General features: G+C 63.2%; 17 protein-coding genes, 1 tRNA gene and 1 pseudogene. 7 read left to right on the top strand and 12 right to left on the bottom strand.

Translation table 11 applies throughout. The features are described 5' to 3' along the window. Positions 1 to 631 precede the first annotated feature (631 nt). The 3 genes from T281_RS05410 to T281_RS05400 all read left to right on the top strand — a co-directional run bounded on the left by T281_RS05410 (position 632) and on the right by T281_RS05400 (position 3,961). On the top strand, positions 632 to 1,918 hold the full coding sequence (locus T281_RS05410; RefSeq protein WP_013418579.1) for a hemolysin family protein: 1,287 nt from the start codon (positions 632 to 634) through the stop codon (positions 1,916 to 1,918). Positions 1,919 to 1,961: 43 nt separating this feature from the next. Next, positions 1,962 to 2,831 carry an NAD(P)-dependent oxidoreductase gene (locus tag T281_RS05405; RefSeq protein ID WP_037235377.1) on the top strand — a complete coding sequence of 290 codons (870 nt, stop codon included), beginning with the start codon at positions 1,962 to 1,964 and terminating at the stop codon, positions 2,829 to 2,831. A 203-nt stretch (positions 2,832 to 3,034) separates the two neighbouring features. Beyond that, on the top strand, positions 3,035 to 3,961 hold the full coding sequence (locus T281_RS05400; RefSeq protein WP_037235374.1) for a hypothetical protein: 927 nt from the start codon (positions 3,035 to 3,037) through the stop codon (positions 3,959 to 3,961). 12 nt (positions 3,962 to 3,973) lie between these two features. Here T281_RS05400 and T281_RS05395 read toward each other — a convergent pair whose 3' ends face one another. The 11 genes and pseudogenes from T281_RS05395 to aroA all read right to left on the bottom strand — a co-directional run bounded on the left by T281_RS05395 (position 3,974) and on the right by aroA (position 15,168). Then, positions 3,974 to 5,347 carry a bifunctional folylpolyglutamate synthase/dihydrofolate synthase gene (locus tag T281_RS05395; protein ID WP_199502375.1) on the bottom strand — a complete coding sequence of 458 codons (1,374 nt, stop codon included), beginning with the start codon at positions 5,345 to 5,347 and terminating at the stop codon, positions 3,974 to 3,976. Next, positions 5,344 to 6,366: an acetyl-CoA carboxylase, carboxyltransferase subunit beta gene (gene accD / locus T281_RS05390; RefSeq protein WP_037235368.1), complete on the bottom strand. Its 1,023-nt coding sequence runs from the start codon at positions 6,364 to 6,366 to the stop codon at positions 5,344 to 5,346. The genes T281_RS05395 and accD overlap by 4 nt, the downstream gene beginning before the upstream one ends. A 46-nt stretch (positions 6,367 to 6,412) precedes the next feature. Further along, positions 6,413 to 7,234: a tryptophan synthase subunit alpha gene (trpA, locus tag T281_RS05385; RefSeq protein ID WP_162173117.1), complete on the bottom strand. Its 822-nt coding sequence runs from the start codon at positions 7,232 to 7,234 to the stop codon at positions 6,413 to 6,415. A gap of 31 nt (positions 7,235 to 7,265) precedes the next feature. Beyond that, positions 7,266 to 8,471 carry a tryptophan synthase subunit beta gene (gene trpB / locus T281_RS05380; RefSeq protein WP_420834873.1) on the bottom strand — a complete coding sequence of 402 codons (1,206 nt, stop codon included), beginning with the start codon at positions 8,469 to 8,471 and terminating at the stop codon, positions 7,266 to 7,268. Further along, a pseudogene (locus tag T281_RS05375) lies at positions 8,451 to 9,121 on the bottom strand (phosphoribosylanthranilate isomerase); the annotation flags it as partial. The pseudogene T281_RS05375 and the gene trpB, both read right to left, overlap by 21 nt. A gap of 322 nt (positions 9,122 to 9,443) precedes the next feature. Beyond that, the gene (locus T281_RS05370; RefSeq protein ID WP_052037088.1) at positions 9,444 to 9,806 is read right to left on the bottom strand and encodes a hypothetical protein; all 363 of its coding nucleotides are present in this window, start codon (positions 9,804 to 9,806) and stop codon (positions 9,444 to 9,446) included. 34 nt (positions 9,807 to 9,840) lie between these two features. Continuing rightward, entirely contained in the window at positions 9,841 to 10,173 is a 333-nt protein-coding gene (gene ihfB / locus T281_RS05365) for an integration host factor subunit beta (protein ID WP_013418590.1), read from the bottom strand. A gap of 4 nt (positions 10,174 to 10,177) precedes the next feature. Next, positions 10,178 to 11,164, bottom strand: coding sequence for a signal peptide peptidase SppA (gene sppA / locus T281_RS05360; RefSeq protein WP_037235388.1), 987 nt, complete (start codon positions 11,162 to 11,164; stop codon positions 10,178 to 10,180). 77 nt (positions 11,165 to 11,241) lie between these two features. Then, a complete protein-coding gene (gene rpsA / locus T281_RS05355; RefSeq protein ID WP_052037086.1) occupies positions 11,242 to 12,972 on the bottom strand; it encodes a 30S ribosomal protein S1 in 1,731 nt (576 codons plus the stop codon). Positions 12,973 to 13,162: 190 nt separating this feature from the next. Beyond that, complete coding sequence (gene cmk, locus T281_RS05350) at positions 13,163 to 13,792, bottom strand: (d)CMP kinase (protein WP_037235358.1); 630 nt, start codon at positions 13,790 to 13,792, stop codon at positions 13,163 to 13,165. After that, positions 13,789 to 15,168, bottom strand: coding sequence for a 3-phosphoshikimate 1-carboxyvinyltransferase (gene aroA / locus T281_RS05345; RefSeq protein ID WP_037235355.1), 1,380 nt, complete (start codon positions 15,166 to 15,168; stop codon positions 13,789 to 13,791). Before aroA ends, cmk begins: the two co-directional genes overlap by 4 nt. Before the next feature lie 230 nt (positions 15,169 to 15,398). Here aroA and T281_RS05340 point away from each other — a divergent pair, with 230 nt between their 5' ends. The 4 genes from T281_RS05340 (at position 15,399) to T281_RS05325 (ending at position 17,618) form a co-directional block, all read left to right on the top strand. Continuing rightward, positions 15,399 to 15,791, top strand: a complete 393-nt coding sequence (locus T281_RS05340) for a TIGR02300 family protein (RefSeq protein ID WP_037235386.1) — start codon at positions 15,399 to 15,401, stop codon at positions 15,789 to 15,791. A gap of 313 nt (positions 15,792 to 16,104) precedes the next feature. After that, positions 16,105 to 16,180: transfer RNA gene (locus T281_RS05335), tRNA-Ala, on the top strand. A 181-nt stretch (positions 16,181 to 16,361) separates the two neighbouring features. Further along, entirely contained in the window at positions 16,362 to 16,604 is a 243-nt protein-coding gene (locus T281_RS05330; RefSeq protein WP_013418597.1) for a BQ00720 family protein, read from the top strand. 135 nt (positions 16,605 to 16,739) lie between these two features. Beyond that, on the top strand, positions 16,740 to 17,618 hold the full coding sequence (locus T281_RS05325; protein ID WP_037235351.1) for a protein-L-isoaspartate O-methyltransferase family protein: 879 nt from the start codon (positions 16,740 to 16,742) through the stop codon (positions 17,616 to 17,618). A 74-nt stretch (positions 17,619 to 17,692) separates the two neighbouring features. Here T281_RS05325 and T281_RS05320 read toward each other — a convergent pair whose 3' ends face one another. After that, complete coding sequence (locus T281_RS05320) at positions 17,693 to 17,905, bottom strand: SlyX family protein (RefSeq protein ID WP_037235348.1); 213 nt, start codon at positions 17,903 to 17,905, stop codon at positions 17,693 to 17,695. Position 17,906 lies beyond the last annotated feature (1 nt).

The raw sequence follows: 17,906 nt of genomic DNA, 5'->3' as shown, positions 1-17,906 counted from the left end.
GCGGGCGAAGGCGTCGGCGGCGAAGCGCCTCCGGCTTCCGAATGCCCGCAGAGCCTTCATTCCAGCGCGGAAAGCTGAGCGTGAGGAGGCTCATACGTCTGATCCGGGCTTTCTCCTCCACGAGACAAAGCCCAGGGCGACAGTCGGAGGACCGATGCTGAAAGCAGCTCTCGCAGGTCTCTTACGGTACCGTTCGCAGCAGATTTCCGGCAATGGAGGACGCAGGCGGTGCATCACGCTTCCGGAGAGCGATATTTTCCGAATGCATCAACATCTCTATCCTCCGAGTGGACGGGGGTAGTTTGGCCTTCGGGCGGCTCCTCGGACGCATGCTTCCCACGGGCTGCATGCGGAAGAAACGCTCCGCCCATGACGCTGGAAGCCGGGTTCAAGCCCGGTTTCCTCTGACGTTGTGGCCCTACGCTCACAAAATGCCCGATGAACTGATACGGCCCCCAGGCAAATTCCGTCGACCGGCCGACAGCATGCCACCTCTACGCCGTCAAACAGGGTAAGCCGACGTCGACACAAGCTCGCTACCATGCGGAAAATTGGCGCTGAACCCATATTTTATTACGGTTGTCGCGAACACCCGCTATAACATCCCCCAGAAGCGACACCTCACACATCGATGCCCTGGCCCGAACTCCTCGTCATTGTCTCTCTCATTCTGCTCAACGCCTTTCTGGTGGCGGCGGAGCTTGCGATCGTTTCCTCCCGGCCCGCGCGGCTCCACAAGTTCGTCAGCGACGGCAAGCGCGGCGCTGTTGCTGCCGCCTCATTGAACGCGGACCCAGGCCGTTTTCTCCCCGCCGTGCAGATCGGCATCACGGTCGTTGCCATCCTCTCCGGCGCGTATGGCGAATTGACGCTCGCGCCCTCGCTTGCTTATGCGCTTGAAGGCGTGGAATGGCTGGGCTCCTGGTCCAGCTGGCTCGCCTCCTTCATCGTCGTGGCGACAATCTCCTACTTCTCGCTCGTGATTGGCGAACTCGTGCCGAAAAGGCTCGCGCTCGCAAACCGGGAAGTCATCGCCTGCCTCGTGGCGCCGACCCTGAACGTCTGGGCCACCATTTCAACCCCGATCTCCTTCTTCCTTCGCCTCTCGACGGATGCGGTGCTCCGGCTCGCAGGCCCGATGAAGGCCGAGCCGGAAGTCACCGAGGAAGAGGTGAAGTCCATGATCGCGGAAGGCACCGAGGCCGGTGTGTTCGAGAAGGCCGAACAGGAAATCATCGAGCGCGTGTTGAGCGTCGCCGACCGCTCGGTTCGCTCGATCATGGTGCCCCGGCGCGACATCATCTGGCTCGACGTCAACGACAGCGAAGAAGCCATATTCAACGACATCTTCTCGAGCGGTCATTCCCGCTTTCCGGTCTGCCGCGACGACGTGGACGAAACGTTCGGGGTCATCCACGCAAAAACGCTGCTCGAACAGTGCCGCCACGGCGGCAAGATCAATCTCGAAGCGGCGATCATGGCACCGCTCTACGTTCACGAGAGCACGAACGTTCTGAAGCTGCTCGAAATGTTCAAGAACACGCTCGTCCACATGGCGATCGTGCTCGACGAACACGGCACCGTTCAAGGCATCGTGACGCCCGCCGACATCCTCGCCGGGATCGCGGGCGAGCTGCCGGAAGAAGAGGCCGACATTGGACAGTCCGCCGTTCAGCGCGAGGATGGCTCGTGGCTGCTCGACGCGCAGATGCCGGTCTACGAGGTGGAGCGCGTGCTCGACGTGAACGGCATGGCCGTGGACGACGCGGAATATACGACGCTTGCGGGCTTCGTGCTCGCGCAACTCGGGCACATTCCCGCCGTGGGCGAGAAGTTCCGCTGGCGCTCATGGGTGTTCGAGGTGATCGATCTCGACGGCCGACGCATCGACAAGGTGCTCGCGTTCCGTCCCGTATAAGCGCATCGGCCGATTGGCCCGCTAAATCTGAAGGAGCGCGCTCATGAGCAAGGTTGCATTCATCGGACTTGGCGTCATGGGCTATCCCATGGCCGGGCATATCGCGAAGCGCGGCCACGATGTGACGGTCTTCAACCGCACGGCGGCGAAGGCGGCGAAATGGGTGGCGGAGTTCGGCGGCCAGCACGCGCCGACGCCCGCTGAGGCCGCGAAGGGTGCGGATTTCGTCTTCTCCTGCGTCGGTAACGACAACGACCTGCGCGAAGTGACGACCGCTCCCGACGGCGCGTTCGGTGCGCTTAAGCCCGGCGCGATCTTCATCGACAACACCACCGACTCCGCCGATGTCGCGCGCGAGCTTCACGCGGCCGCGAAGGCGCACGGCGCGCATTTCCTCGACGCGCCGGTTTCGGGCGGACAGGCGGGCGCGGAAAACGGCACGCTGACCGTGATGGTCGGCGGCGACGCGGACGCCTTCGCCAGTGCCGAACCGGTCATCGCCTCGTTCGCACGCGCGGTGAGGCATATGGGGCCGGCGGGCGCGGGCCAACTCACAAAGATGGTCAATCAGCTCTGCATCGCGGGCGTTGTGCAGGGGCTCGCGGAGGGCATCCACTTCGCGCAGAAGGCGGGGCTCGATGTGGCCGCCGTGATCGACACGATCTCCAAGGGCGCGGCGCAGTCCTGGCAGATGGAAAACCGCTCGAAGACGATGGACGCTGGGCAGTTCGACTTCGGCTTCGCGGTCGACTGGATGCGGAAGGACCTCGCAATCTGTCTCGACGAGGCGCGTAAGAACGGCGCTCATCTGCCGCTCGCCGCGCTTGTCGATCAGTTTTATTCCGAGGTGCAGGCGATGGGCGGCAAGCGCTGGGACACGTCGAGCCTCATTGCGCGGCTGAACCGAAAATAATCGCGCGCACCAAAACAACAACCCAAGGTTTTTCCATTATAATACAACCCACCAAAGATTGTTATTTGGTGTTCCAGAAGCAACAGTCGCTTTCTCATGACACGCCATTGACGGATATCAACAGGAGCAGCAAAGGGCGCGCCTTGTTGCTCGATAGCCGCCGTGTGTAAGCTTGCGCCCGGCTTGGGTCGGGGCATTCTTTCATGCGTGTTGCGCAGTTTTTTTCCGTCGCCGCATCATGTGCGCTTGTCGGGCTTGGCGGTTGCACAACGGTGCCCGCGCTCAGCCCTATCAACGGCACCGAGGCGCGTGAGGACGGCAGCATTCCGATCAACGAGGTCGTGAAGCGCGTCAAATGCGAGATCTACGACGCGACGCGTGACATTCCCAAGGAATACGTCTGGTTTCAGACCTGGGGCGCGAATGTCGACCTCGACCTGATCGCCAACGAGTCGTCTTCGATCACGCCTTCGGTCGCTGTGCTTGATCCGTTTCCGCCTTTCAGATCGGCTTCACTCGGCACCTTCTCGCGCGGCTTTTCGCTTGGCCTCGGCGGCGGCGTCGCCACCACGGCTTCGCGGACAGAGAGCGTGAGCTTCTCCATGAATTTCACGGAGGTGCACGAGCAACTCAACCCGGCGAGCAAGATCAACCGACGTGAAGCGTTCGACAATTGCATCCTTCCCAAGGGACGCGATCTGAACAGCGATCTTGGGCTCAGGCAGTGGATCAAGTCGGTGCTCGGGCCGCTGGAAGGCGGCAACCGCGCCCTGCTGTCGCCGCAGCCGAAGCAAAGCACTCGGCCCGCCGCGCCTCCGGCTTTCACGTGCCGTCAAAGGTCCGGCGCGCCTTCCGCAGACTGCGAAGCCCCGCTCAAGTCGATCACCCATTCGATCGAGTTCACCGTCGTGAAAAGCGCAAACATCAGCCCGAGTTGGACGCTGGTGCACTTCAAGGGCCACAACGGCAACAACTCGCTGGCAAGCGCGGGACGCACCGACACGCACCGGCTGAAGATCACCCTCGGTCCCACCAACGAAACGCGCTCGAATGCGAGCACGCAGCAAAGCCTGCGTGAGATTGCGCCGGCGATCTCGAACGTCGTTGGCCAAACTCTGGGCGCGCGATAAACGCTCTGAAATTCAGTCGTGCGGTTCTTCGGCGTGGGCCGCGAGCACCTGCCCGGCGAGATAGAGCGAACCCGCGATGACGATGCGGACGGGGCCTTTCGCGGCGGCGCGGCTATTCGCAAACGCCTCTTCGAGGCTTCCAGCGGGCTCGGCGGCAAGTCCCTCGCGGCGCGCGATGGCGGCAAGCTCGTCCGCCTTGTAAGCCGACGTCTGGCCCTCGATGTCGACGGTGGCCGTAAGCTCGGGCAGGCCCTGAAAGTGACGGAGAAAACCGCCCGCGTCCTTGGTCGACAGCATGCCGACGATCAGATGAATGGGGCTCGACACGCGCTCTTCGAGGTCGGCAAGCGCGCGCGCGACCACTTCGCCCGCAGCCGGATTATGCCCGCCGTCCACCCAGATTTCCGAGCCTTCGGGCGCGAGAGCGTGAAGATGTCCGGGGCCGAGGCGTTCGAGCCGCGCAGGCCAGACCGCCGACGTGATCCCCTTTGCGATGGCGGCCTCGGACACGTGGAAGCCTTCGAGATTGCGCGCGGAGGCGATGGCCGTGCCCGCGTTCTCGAACTGGTGGCGGCCGACTAGGCGCGGAAGCGGCAGATCGAGCAGACTCTCCTCATCCTGATAGACGAGGTGGCCCTGCTGCTCGAACACGTCCCAACTCGCTCCAGCCGCGCTAACTGGCGCTTCGAGGGCTGCGGCGCGCATGGCAATGACGTGCATCGCCTCGTCCGACTGCCGCGAAACGATGGCAGGGCGCCCGCGCTTCAGAATGCCCGCCTTCTCGCCGGCGATGGCTTCGATACTATCGCCGAGATAGGAGCAATGATCGATCGAGATCGCCGTCAGCACGGTTGCCAAAGGCTCGTCGATGACGTTTGTCGCGTCGAGCCGCCCGCCGAGCCCCGTCTCCAGAAGCACGATGTCGGCAGGATTTTCGGCGAAGGCGAGGAACGCCGCCGCCGTGGTGATTTCGAAGAACGTGATCGGCTCACCGCGATTGGCAGTCTCGGTGCGCGCCAGAACGTCGGCCAGATGGCTCTCGCTGATCGGCCTTGCACCGCCCTGCGCCGCGAGTTGGATGCGTTCGTGGAAACGCACCAGATGCGGCGACGTGAAAACATGCGCGCGATAACCGGACGCTTCCAGCATCGCCTTCAGGAACGCGACCACGGACCCCTTGCCGTTCGTGCCCGCGACGTGAACCACGGGGGGAATGCTGCGATGCGGGTCGCCGAGCGCGCGGAGAAGCCGATGCACGCGGCCGAGCGAGAGGTCGATGCTTTTCGGGTGCAGCGTCTGAAGGCGCGCAAGCAGGCTGTCTGAGGGTGAGCTCAAGGATATGTCCGAAGAATTGTGAGGGGCGCGAGTGTGCCCCGCTTTGCTCATGACGGCGATGCGGGCGCCGGGGCCTTGGTCGGCTCGGGCGAGGCAGGCTCGATGGTTGTCGCCGCGATCTGTTCCGGCGTCGCCGGCAGCTTGGCATCGGAGGCGGCGCCGTTCAAATGCCGGGCGTTGTCCTCGGCCGCAGCCGTCGCGCGCGCCTTGATCTCACCGCGACGCTCCGCCGTCAGCATCGCGCAGATCCGGGCGAGCGTGTCGCGCAGTTCATGGCGGTGCACCACCATGTCGATCATGCCGTGGTCGAGGAGATATTCCGAGCGCTGGAAGCCATCGGGCAGCTTCTCGCGGATCGTCTGCTCGATGACGCGCGGCCCGGCAAAACCGATGAGCGCGCCGGGTTCCGCGATGTGGATGTCGCCCAGCATGGCATAAGAGGCCGTGACGCCGCCCGTTGTCGGGTTGGTCAGCACCACGATATAAGGCAGGCCCGCGTCGCGCAGGCGCTGCACCGCAACCGTGGTACGCGGCATCTGCATGAGCGACAAGATGCCCTCCTGCATGCGCGCGCCGCCGGACGACACGAAAAGGATGTATGGCGCTTTCAACTCGACGGCTTTCATCATGCCGAGGATGATCGCCTCACCCGCCGCCATGCCGAGCGAGCCGCCCATGAAGGAGAAGTCCTGCACGCCCGCGACGACCGTCAGCCCATCGAGCAGACCAACGCCGGTGATCAGCGCATCCTGCATGCCGGTTTTCGCGCGCGCTTCCTTGATGCGGTCCGCATAACGCTTCTCGTCGCGGAACTTCAGCGGGTCGGCGGGCACTTCGGGTGTGGACAACGTCTCGAACTTGCCGTCGTCGAAGAAGGATTTCAGCCGCGGCACAGCCCCGATGCGCATGTGATGGCCGGATTGCGGAAAAACGAACTGGTTCGCCTCCAGATCCTTGTGGAATACCATCTGCCCGGTTTCCGGGCACTTGATCCAAAGGTTCTCCGGCATCTCCTTTTTCTGCCAGAGACCGCTGATCTTGGGGCGGACGACGCTATTGATCCAGTTCACGGCTTTTCGCTTTCATTGCCTCGAGGGAGGCCATCTTCGCTAGTGTTCAGGCTGCCTTCAGGCCGGCGGAGAGCTTTTCGACCAATGTGAGCACGGAGCTTACGGTTAGTTCGGTCGCGCGCCCCTTGTCGTCAAGGCTCTGGGCGATGGTGTCCACGAGCGCTGAGCCGACGACGACACCGTCGGCGACGCTCGCGATCGACTTCGCCTGTTCGGGCGTGCGCACGCCGAAGCCAACCGCGACGGGAAGCGTGGTTCTCGCCTTGATGCGAGCCACGTTCTTCGCCACCGCTTCGAGGTCGGGCGCGCGTGTTCCGGTCACGCCCGTGATCGACACGTAATAGACGAAGCCGCTCGTGTTCGCGAGCACGGCGCCGAGGCGATGATCGTCGGTCGTCGGCGTGGTCAGGCGAACGAAATTCAATCCGGCGTTCATGGCCGGGATGCAAAGCTCGTCGTCGGCTTCCGGCGGCGCGTCGACCACGATCAGCCCGTCGACGCCCGCCTCGACCGCGTCGGCGAGGAAACTATCCACCGGATAGACGTATATGGGGTTGTAGTAGCCCATAAGCACGATGGGCGTCGTCTTGTTCGTCTCGCGGAAGGCGCGCACCATGGCGAGCGTCTTGTGCATGTCCTGACCGGCGTGCAACGCCCGCAGCGACGCGCGCTGGATCGCCGGACCGTCCGCCATGGGGTCGGAAAAGGGCATGCCAAGCTCGATGACATCCGCGCCCGCCCCCGGCAGACCCTTGAGGATTTCGAGAGACGTGGCGGTGTCGGGATCGCCAGCCGTAATGAAGGTGACGAAAGCCTTGCGGTCTTGAGCCGCCAATTCTTCGAAGACTGTCGCGAGCCGATGCATGATCGCCTTTGAGCCTTAAGAGCGCGCGTGTGCGCTAGATGTCCATTCCGAGATGACCGGCAACGGCGAAGATGTCCTTGTCGCCCCGCCCGCTCATGTTCATAACGAGGAGATCGTCCGGCGGCAAGGTGGGGGCAAGTTTTGTCACATAGGCGAGCGCGTGCGCAGGTTCGAGCGCGGGGATGATGCCCTCGATCCGCGTGCAGAGCTGGAACGCGTCCAGCGCCTCGCGGTCCGTCGCCGAAACATAGGTCACGCGGCCGGTGTCGCGCAGCCAGCTGTGCTCGGGCCCGATGCCCGGATAGTCGAGGCCCGCCGAGATCGAATGTCCTTCGAGGATCTGGCCGTCGCCGTCCTGCAGCAAATAGGTGCGGTTGCCGTGCAGCACGCCGGGCTTGCCGCCGTTGAGCGAGGCGCAATGCCCGTTCGGCACATCGAGGCCCCTGCCCGCCGCTTCCACGCCGAACATTTTTACGCTCGGGTCGTCGAGGAAGGGGTGGAAAATGCCCATCGCGTTCGAGCCGCCGCCGATGGCCGCAACCAGCGTATCCGGCAGGCGGCCTTCCGCCGCAAGCATCTGCTCGCGGGTTTCCTGCCCGATGACCGCCTGAAAATCGCGCACCATGGCGGGATAGGGATGCGGACCGGCCACCGTGCCGATGATGTAGAACGTGTCCTCGACGTTCGACACCCAATCGCGCAACGCCTCGTTCATGGCGTCCTTCAGCGTGCCGGTGCCGGAGATTACGGGCCGCACTTCCGCGCCGAGAAGCCGCATGCGAAAAACGTTCGGCTTCTGCCGCTCGATGTCCGTCGCGCCCATGTAGATCACGCATGGCAGGCCGAACCGCGCGGCCACCGTGGCCGTTGCGACGCCGTGCTGGCCCGCGCCCGTTTCCGCGATGATGCGCTTCTTGCCCATGCGCTTCGCCAGCAGGATCTGGCCGAGGCAGTTGTTTACCTTGTGCGAGCCTGTGTGGTTCAGTTCCTCGCGCTTGAAGTAGACCTTCGCGCCGCCGAGGTGCTGCGTGAGCCGTTCCGCGAAGTAGAGCGGGCTGGGCCGGCCTGCGTAATGGGCGTTCAGGTCTGCGAGTTCCGCGTGAAATGCGGGATCGATCTTGGCCGCCTCATACGCCGCTTCGAGTTCGAGGATGAGCGGCATCAGCGTTTCGGCAACAAAGCGTCCGCCATAAAGCCCGAAATGGCCCCTTTCGTCCGGGCCGGTGCGGTAACTGTTCAGATGCAGCGGCGTTTCAGCGATGGGGTCCATGTCGATCCTCTTCCGCCGCGGTCGCGGCGACTGGTTCAAGATGTTTGGCGGCGCGGACGAAGCGGGCGATGAGGTTCGGATCCTTCACGCCGGGAGCGCGCTCGACGCCCGACGAAACATCGACGCTTGCCGATCCGCTCGTGGCAATTGCGAGGCGCACATTATCAGGGTCGAGGCCGCCTGAAAGCATAAAATCGGGTCTGGGTTGCGCCTTCGCGAGCCACGTCCAGTCGAACGAAATACCGTTGCCGCCGGGAAGCGCGTCCGGCGCGCGAGGCGGCGGCGCATCGAACAGCACGATGTCGGCGGAGGGCTCGTATGCCCGCGACGCCTCGATATCGTCGAGGCTCCCGACCTTCACCGCCTTGATGATTCGAGCGCCGAAGCGGCGCGACGCGGGTCTTGATCGCTTCGAGAAGCGCGTCGTCGGCATCGACCGTCAGCGCAACGATGGCGATCCGTCCGCGCGCCAGCGTCGCGAGTTCCGCAGCCCGGGCGACCGAAACATTGCGCGGGCTTTTCGGGAAAAACACCATGCCCGCATAGTCCGCGCCCGCGCCGATAGCTGCTTCGAGCGTATCCTCGGTTGAAAGTCCGCAGATTTTGACGGAAACGGTCATGCTCTCAAAGCTGTCGTGAAGGCTTGTGTCTGCCTCACCAGATCGAGGCGGAGCGAAACTACGCTATCTGTGATTTCATCTATGGCTTCCGCGTTCCACGGAAGCGCGAAATCTTGGATCGCTATCGTTCGATGGCATCGCAAGCGCGCCGCCTGATCATTATTCAAGACTGAGATTTCACAAACCCGCGTCCCTTTGGAACGGGCAATGCGCCTCAATCTGCCTTGCATTCGCGACCGTCGAACCGCGCCGGGCTTCACCCATCCACTTGCTCGCGTAAACCGGCCCTCCAATCCGCCTGACAAAGCCGCGGCGGACCGGCCTAGCGGATGGAGCGAAGCGCTCGCTGCTGGGGCTGCGCGGCGCCGGGCTTCGGCAAAGCCTGCTCGAGTCCGCGCTTGAGCTTCTCGGCCTCCTGCTTCCAGATGGCCGCCTCCCTGTGCGTGTCGCGTGCGGCCTTGCGCCAATGGCCCTGACCGAGCCACGCGGCGATCCAGCCGCCGATAGCGCCAAGAAAAGCTGCGCCAAACAGGAAGACGTAGAACGGCAGGTTCACCTTGAGCGCGATGTCGCGGTCGATGAACGGATCAACGACGAACGAGACGTCGTGTCGGTTCGCGACAGCGAAAGCCGCGATGACCGCGCCAATGATCAGAAGCAGAACGAAGATGAGGAAACGTTTCATGGATGCATCGGCCAGCGGCCGCCTGTCGCCAGAGTTAGGATGCCTTCGCTGCCTTCTTGCGGCCTTTCGGCTTCTCGGCAGGAGCCTCGGGCGGATTAAGCCTGATTCTCAGCTCTTTGCCTGTCTTGAAATAGGGGACGAACTTTTCAGGCACCGAAACCTGATCCCCCGTCCTCGGGTTGCGACCGACCCTAGCGGGGCGGTGCTTGACGGAAAATGCGCCAAAGCCGCGCAGCTCGACACGGTCGCCTTTGGTCAGCGCGCCAGTAATCTCTTCGAAAATCACATTCACGATTTTCTCCACATCCCGGTGCATGAGATGGGGGTTCGTCGCGGCAAGTTTCTCAATCAGCTCGGACTTAATCATACATTTATCTCACATTGCTGAGCTGAGGGTGCCAAATGGAGAATAAGCCGTCAAGCGGACGGTCCTTCAGGATGTCCAGACCTTCGAGCACAGCCGCGTCCACAAGAGACGCGACACCGAGCTTCAGCGCGAGGCTCGACATCGACGCGGAAAGCAGCGAGGACACGGATTGTCCGGGTTTCCAGTCCCGCACTTTCAGGCCAGACGGCACTTTGCGGGCATCGGTGAACCATTTGATGGCAACCTGCTCATCCCCGATCGCGTCAATAAGCCCGACCTGAGCCGCCTGTCTGCCGGTGTAGATCCGGCCGGTCTTGATGTCTTCGAGGGACGATACTGCGGCTTTGCGCCGCTCCGCGACCAGCCCCACGAACCAGCCCTGACTGTCCTTCACAAGCTGTTCCGTAAGCGCACGGGCCGCATCGTCAACGGGCGTGAACGGCGACGGCTTCGCCTTGAGCGCGCCGCTTCTCACCTCATCGACCTTCACGCCGACCTTGCCGAGAAGCTCCGAGACGTCGGCCCACTGAAAGATTACGCCAACGGAGCCGGTGATCGTATTACCGCGCGCGACGATATAATCCGTGGCGATGCCGCCGAGATAGGCCGCCGACGTCGCCATTGTGCCGAACACGGCGGCGACGGGCTTGGCGTTCGCGAGTTCGCGCAAGTCTTCGTAGAGGGCTTCGCCGCCTGTCGTGGTGCCGCCTGGGCTATCCACGGCGACGATGACCGCCTTCACATTGTCGTCCTTGCGAAGCTTTTCCAGCATGTCGTGCCGGGACTTCGAGTCGCCGATAAAGCCCGAGATCGTGATGCGCGCGATGTGGTCGCGCCCGATCCCGAAACCAGATGTGCCGTCGTCGCCGCCCGACCGTGCGCCCGCGAAAGCAAGCGCGGCGACGAACGCGACGATGGCAAGCACGCGCCAAACGGTCAGGCGACGCTTGAGACGGCGACGGTCGATGAGAATGTCTGAATCCAGGGTCATGCATTCACCTTCGAACGAGGCCCGCGCAATGATTTGCACGGGCCATGCCGCTCAAGCGCGCCTTCGCGCAATACGGCCTACTCCTTATCCTTGGTCTGCGCCTTGAGCGCAGCGCCAAGGATGTCGCCGAGCGAAGCACCGCTGTCGGTCGAACCGAACTGAGCGACGGCTTCCTTTTCTTCGGCGATTTCCAGCGCCTTGATCGAAAGACCGATCTTGCGCCCGCCCTTGTCCACCTGCGTGACGACAGCGTCGACCATATCGCCGGCGGAGAAACGCTCGGGACGCTGTTCGCTGCGATCGCGGGACAGATCGGCGCGGCGGATGAACGCCGTCATATCAGTGCCCGAAATCTTCACGTCGATGCCGGCATCCTTCACCTCGATGACTTCGCAGGTGACGGTGGAGCCCTTCTTCAGCGTCGAGGACGCGGACTGGAACGGATCGGTGGCCAGCTGCTTGATGCCGAGGCTGATGCGTTCCTTCTCGGGGTCGGTCTCAAGCACGACAGCGCGAACGGTGTCGCCCTTGTTGTATTCCTTGATCGCTTCCTCGCCAGAACGGGACCAGTCGAGATCCGACAGATGCACCATGCCGTCGATGCCGCCTTCGAGGCCCACGAACAGACCGAACTCGGTGATGTTGCGAACCTGGCCTTCGACCTCGGAACCCTTCGGATGCGTATCCGCAAACGTGTTCCAGGGGTTTTCCTGCGTCTGCTTCAGGCCGAGCGAGATACGGCGCTTGGAAGCGTCCACTTCGAGAACCTGAACTTCCACTTCCTGGCTCGTCGAAACGATCTTGCCGGGGTGGACGTTCTTCTTGACCCAGCTCATTTCGGAGACGTGGATCAGGCCCTCGACGCCGGGTTCCAGCTCCACGAACGCGCCGTAGTCGGCGATGTTCGTGACGGTGCCCGTAAACTTGCCGCCGATCGGATATTTCGCTTCGATGCCCGACCACGGGTCGGAACCGAGCTGCTTCATGCCGAGGCTGATGCGCTGCGTCTCGGGGTTGATGCGGACGATCTGCACCTTCACCGTGTCGCCGACGTTCAGGATCTCGGTCGGATGGTTGACGCGCTTCCACGCCATGTCGGTGACGTGAAGCAGGCCGTCGATGCCGCCGAGGTCGATGAACGCGCCGTAATCGGTGATGTTCTTGACGACGCCGTCGACCACCTGGCCCTCTTCGAGCTTGGCGACGATTTCGCTACGCTGCTCGGCGCGCGTCTCTTCCAGAACGGAGCGGCGCGACACGACGATATTGCCGCGACGGCGATCCATCTTGAGGATCTGGAAGGGCTGCGGCACATTCATGAGCGGCGTCACGTCCTTGATCGGACGGATGTCGACCTGCGAGCCGGGAAGGAAGGCCACCGCGCCGTCGAGGTCGACGGTGAAGCCGCCCTTCACGCGGTTGAAGATCACGCCTTCGACTTTTTCGCCGGCGTTGAATTTCTGTTCGAGCTTCGTCCAGCTATCCTCGCGGCGAGCCTTCTCGCGCGAAAGAACCGCTTCGCCCATCGCGTTTTCGATGCGCTCGACGTAAACCTCGACCTCATCGCCGACATGAATGGTCGGGTTGGCAACGGACGAGCCAAATTCCTTGAGCGGCACGCGGCCTTCGGTCTTGAGGCCGACGTCGATAACCGCCAAATCCTTTTCGATCGCGACGATGATACCCTTCACCACCGCGCCTTCGCTCGGCGCGGAGCCGGAAAGCGATTCATCGAGAAGAGCGGCGAAGTCGTCGACGGTCGGATTATACTCCTTGGCCTTTGGCTCTATTGTTTGCGTTGCAGTCATTAAAACTCCGATTTGGCCTTATGGCCTGGGGTATGCGTTAGAGGTTGAAACAGGCGGCCTCCGGGGGGCGCGGTTTCCCCGATGCCGTCACAAATGCGAATTCAGATTTGCCGTCCGCCGGTCAACCCTGCGGATCGACTGTCGAGACGCGAACGGATCACGCCGAACCCGTTGGCGGGCTTAGCATGATTTATCCGCGACGCGCCACTTTATCAATAAGGTGAAGAGCGGCGGCAACGGCTTTTTCTATATCCAACTCGGTCGTATCGAGCAAGAGTGCGTCCTCAGCCGGTTTCAGCGGCGACACGGCCCTCTCGCTGTCGCGCTTGTCGCGTGCCTTGATCTCGGCGAGCACAACCTGCTCGGTGATCTCCACGCCGTAGCCCACAAGTTCGCGGTGACGCCGGGCCGCGCGGCTTTCCGCCGACGCTGTGACGAAGATCTTCGCTTCCGCGTCCGGGCAGACGACGGTGCCGATGTCGCGGCCTTCGACCACCGCGCCACCGGGCTGATTGGCGAACGCCCGCTGGAATTCGAGAAGCGCCGCCCGCACGTCCGGGATCGCCGCCACGACGCTCGCCGCCTCGCCATTGCCCCTGAGGCGGAGATTCGGGTCGCCGAGCGTCGACGGGTCGATTCTCTTTGCCGCGAAGGCCGCCGCGCGCGCGTCTTCGAGCGAATGCCCGGCCGCCATCACGTCGCGCGCCACCGCGCGATAGAGCGAGCCCGTGTCGAGATGCGGCAGCCCGTAAGTCTGCGCCACGTGGCGCGCAAGCGTGCTTTTGCCGGCCGCCGCCGTTCCGTCGATTGCGATGATCATTTGTGGTCTTTCCCACGCGCCTCGTTCGAAGCCTGCCCCGGCTCGTCGAGCGTCGCGCCCACCTGTTGCATCAGAGTGCGAAATTCCGGGAAGCTCGTCGCGATCATCGACGCGTCGTCGACAGTCACCGGCTCCTCGGTTGCAAGGCCCAGCACCAGGAACGACATGGCGATCCTGTGGTCCATGTGGGTCTTGATGGTAGCGCCGCCGCGCACCTTGGGCAAGCCCAGCACGGTGAGCGTGTCGCCGCGCGCATGCGCTATCGCTCCGCACGCGACGAGCCCGTCGACCATGGCCGCGAGCCGGTCGCTTTCCTTCACGCGAAGCTCGGCGAGGCCTTCCATCAAAGTCTCGCCCTCAGCGAGGGTCGCGAGCGCCGCCAGCATCGGATATTCATCGATCATGGAGGGCGCGCGGGCCGCTGGCACCGTCACGCCGCGAAGCTCGCTCGTCCGGGCGCGGATGTCGGCGACCGGTTCGCCGCTCACCTCGCGCTCGTTTTCGAAGCTGATGTCCGCGCCCATCTCGGCAAGCGTCTCGTAGAAGCCTGTGCGCGTCGGGTTCACCAGCACATTCTTCACGAGGATGTCGGACGCGGGCGTAATGAGCGCCGCCGCGACGAGGAACGCCGCAGAACTCGGATCGCCCGGCACCGCGACCGGCTGGCCCTTCAGCGTGCGCCGCCCTTCGAGCGCGATGCGAAGGCCGCCCTCGAACGGCTCGACCGAAATTTCTGCCCCGAAATAACGCAGCATCTTCTCGGTGTGGTCGCGCGACTTTTCGCTCTCGATGACGCTCGTCTCGCCGCTGGCGAACAGCCCCGCGAGCAGCACGGCCGACTTCACCTGCGCGGACGGCACCGGCAGGCGGTAGCTGATCGGCACCAGATCGCCCGTTCCGACGAGCGTCAGCGGCAGCGTATTGCGGCCTTCCTCCTCGATGGCGAGGCCCATGCTTTGCAACGGCGCGAGCACGCGGCCCATCGGGCGCTTTTGCAGGCTTGCGTCGCCAGTGAAGCGCGCGGCGAGCGGGTGCCCGGCGACGACGCCCATCATGAGGCGCGCGCCGGTGCCCGAGTTGCCAAAGTCGAGGTCGCCCGCGGGCGCTGCGAGCCCGCCGAGGCCGCGCCCGGTGACGGTCCATGCGCCATCGGCGTCGCGCTCGACGCCCGCGCCCAGCGCTTCGAGCGCGCGCGCCGTACACAGGATGTCTTCGGCTTCGAGAAGCCCCGTGATGCGGGTGCGTCCTTCGGCCAGCGCACCGAGGATCAGAGCGCGATGCGAAATGGATTTATCGCCCGGGACAACAACCGCCCCTTGCAATCGTCCCGACTTTCGCGACATTAGCGGCCTTGCGTCGGCTGCGTGGGTGGACATCGGCGGAAGTGACCCTGTGTTGCCTGAAAAGCCTAATGAGGTTGCCAGAAATGGCGATAAAGCCGTCATAGACCCATCTCGGCGAAAACTGTCAATCGGCTTGGGGCGAATGCGGCACAATTTCTGCGCGCTTCGCGCTTTGCCTTTGACAGCCGGCGGCGATGCTGACTATCCGAAACACAATGCGGCGCGGCGCGCCATGGAAGAACCCTCAAGAAAGCTCAAAACCGATGTCCCTGAAAGCTGAGCGCGGCACCAAGCGGGTTTGCCAATCCTGCGGCTCCAAATTCTACGATCTCAACCGCGATCCCATCGTTTGTCCGGCCTGTCAGGCTGTCTATCAGGACGGCGGCGTGCCTTCGCGGCTCCCGGCTGGCAACAACCTCGACGCCGATGACGACGCGGTGCTGGATGCGGGCCGCGGCGGGCTCGAATTTGTGCCGCTCGACGAGGTGGCGCGCGAAGAGGAACTGCCCGATATCGAAGGCGGCGATCTCGCCGACGTCGCCGACGACGAGGCCGATATCGACACGGGTGCCGACGACGAAACCTTCCTCGAAGCCGAAGACGAGAGCGAAGCCGACGTGCCCTTCGTAAGCGGCGGCAAGGACGACGACGTTTGATCGAAGTGATTCGCGCGGGCGGGCCATCGCGCTCGCCGGCGATGTCGGAGCACACGCGGGGCGGCGGCGAACGCTGTCCCGCGTTTATTTTTTCTGGAATAGACCCGCGCTGTAGCGGCCCGTTTGGAAAAAATCTTTCCTCGACTGGCCGCGCGCGTCGAAGTTCGCGGGCGGTTCGGAAAACTTCGCGGAAGAACGCCTCAGAGCGCTGTTTTTGCTTGCGGTGCAGGCGCCAACGCTTTAAGTAGCTCCGACGCAACGGCGGCGCTTCCAAAGCCGCCCACCGCATTCTCCCAGAATGCGGGAGTCTTATGGGGCCATAGCTCAGCTGGGAGAGCGCTTGAATGGCATTCAAGAGGTCGGCGGTTCGATCCCGCCTGGCTCCACCAAAAATCCCAGGTTGTGTGTTATTCTTCCTGATGCGGTCGCTTTTCTTGAAAGCGCGCGTGTCGAGCATATATGCCGCTTTAACACGTCACGTCCCACCTCGGACGGGTTCTCTAACGTCTCGCCAAGCGGGCGGAGGGCAGACAGACCGAAGTGTGCAGTTGGCACGAGGAGGTGCTTATCGTGGAAGAACCCCTGAAAGATTTCGAGCTCGAAGCCTGGGGCGAAGGCGAATTCGCTTACATCAAGCAGCTCAAGGCTAAGGAAGTTGCGGAGCTTTTCCCGCAGCTTGGCGGCTTGCCTGAAGGCATCGATCTTTATGCCGTCGTGTCAGCCGATGGAACGCCCATGGTCCTGACCGACAGCCGTTCCGCCGCGCTTGAGAATGTCGAAGAGAGCGATCTGGAGCTTGTGACGCTTCATTAGGCTCGCATGGTGGACCGCTTGCGGTCCGCGAACTCGCGCTGTGGACAGATTGCGGTCGCCTTGGGGCGGCCGTTTTTTTATAATATCGGCCCATCAATTCTTTGCGACCGTACGCGCATCAGGGGGGGAACGCCGATGGAAGCTAGTCGCACGGCCAAGCTTCGTGCTTTTTTCGCGCTTTACGTGACGAAATGCGCGAACACGAGCGATGCCCACATAGAGGAGGCATTCGCCTCCGTTCCTCGCGAGGCGTTTGCCGGTCCGGGGCCGTGGCAGGTTCCCGTTAGCTCGCCGTGGCGGCCTGTCTCGTTTCCGCCTACCTACGTAGAGACTCCGGACGACGATCCCGCCTTTCTTTATCAGAACATCCTGATCGCACTCGATGCAAAGCGCGGCCTCAACATTGGTGAGCCGAGCCTTCATGCCCACTGTCTCGATGCGATCGCGCTTCAGCCCGGCGAAACGGTGCTGCAGATCGGCGCGGGCAGCGGCTACTACACCGCCATTCTGGCTTACCTCGTCGGGCCGGAAGGGCGCGTAATCGGCTTCGAGATCGATCCCGATCTTGCCGCGCGCGCTAAGGCCAATCTTGAGCCTTGGCCGCAGGCATCGATCGAGGCGAGGTCCGGCGCGGACGACGAACTGCCGGAAGCCGATGCGATTTATGTCAACGCCGGGATCACGCAGCCCTGCGCGGCGTGGCTCCATGCGTTGCGTCCCAACGGCCGTTTGCTGTTTCCACTTCAGCCGGAGAATGGGTTCGGCGGAATGCTGCTGGTTCAAAAGCTGGCAGAAGGCGGCTCAGTCTGGGCGGCGCGCTTTGTTTCGCGCGCCGTATTTGTGGCGTGTCAGGCGCCGCAGGATCACGAAAAAGGCCAAGGGTTGGTCGCGGCATTCTCTCGGGGAGACTTCGCGGATGTGAAATCGCTGCGTCTGGACGACACGCCCGACGACACCTGCTGGTTCAATGGCGGAGATTGGTGGCTGTCTACACAGGCGCCGGATCGGGCATAAACTATGCCGTTCGGCGATACCACTCATCTGAGAGTCCGCCCATTGCGCTCGTCCTCCCCTCTTCGGCGGGCAGTTCAGTAATGCGGCGGCTTGGTTATTGGCGGGGGCCCGAGCGTCTGCTCTTCCACGGCCTGAAACCGCTCCGTCAAGCGCTCCAATTTCCCCTTGAGCGAATCGATGATCCGCCATTGGCGCGCCACCTGATCCGACAATTCGTCGAGCGCGCGCGCCTGATGCGCCACGGTTTCCTCAAGCGCCGTCAGACGCGCGTCCTTGTCGGCGGCCATG

Source organism: Rhodomicrobium udaipurense JA643 (genome assembly GCF_000636015.1).
Lineage (GTDB): Bacteria > Pseudomonadota > Alphaproteobacteria > Rhizobiales > Rhodomicrobiaceae > Rhodomicrobium > Rhodomicrobium udaipurense.
This window is presented reverse-complemented; position numbering and strand designations above follow the sequence as displayed.

Bases quoted from the DNA above. Each gene is read 5' to 3' on its own strand.
- T281_RS05410 (WP_013418579.1), top strand. From the start codon at position 632: ATGCCCTGGCCCGAACTCCTCGTCATTGTCTCTCTCATTCTGCTCAAC.
- T281_RS05405 (WP_037235377.1), top strand. From the start codon at position 1,962: ATGAGCAAGGTTGCATTCATCGGACTTGGCGTCATGGGCTATCCCATG.
- T281_RS05400 (WP_037235374.1), top strand. From the start codon at position 3,035: ATGCGTGTTGCGCAGTTTTTTTCCGTCGCCGCATCATGTGCGCTTGTC.
- T281_RS05395 (WP_199502375.1), bottom strand. From the start codon at position 5,347: ATGAGCAAAGCGGGGCACACTCGCGCCCCTCACAATTCTTCGGACATA.
- T281_RS05370 (WP_052037088.1), bottom strand. From the start codon at position 9,806: ATGAAACGTTTCCTCATCTTCGTTCTGCTTCTGATCATTGGCGCGGTC.
- ihfB (WP_013418590.1), bottom strand. From the start codon at position 10,173: ATGATTAAGTCCGAGCTGATTGAGAAACTTGCCGCGACGAACCCCCAT.
- sppA (WP_037235388.1), bottom strand. From the start codon at position 11,164: ATGACCCTGGATTCAGACATTCTCATCGACCGTCGCCGTCTCAAGCGT.
- rpsA (WP_052037086.1), bottom strand. From the start codon at position 12,972: ATGACTGCAACGCAAACAATAGAGCCAAAGGCCAAGGAGTATAATCCG.
- cmk (WP_037235358.1), bottom strand. From the start codon at position 13,792: ATGATCATCGCAATCGACGGAACGGCGGCGGCCGGCAAAAGCACGCTT.
- aroA (WP_037235355.1), bottom strand. From the start codon at position 15,168: ATGTCCACCCACGCAGCCGACGCAAGGCCGCTAATGTCGCGAAAGTCG.
- T281_RS05340 (WP_037235386.1), top strand. From the start codon at position 15,399: ATGTCCCTGAAAGCTGAGCGCGGCACCAAGCGGGTTTGCCAATCCTGC.
- T281_RS05325 (WP_037235351.1), top strand. From the start codon at position 16,740: ATGGAAGCTAGTCGCACGGCCAAGCTTCGTGCTTTTTTCGCGCTTTAC.
- T281_RS05320 (WP_037235348.1), bottom strand. From the start codon at position 17,905: ATGGCCGCCGACAAGGACGCGCGTCTGACGGCGCTTGAGGAAACCGTG.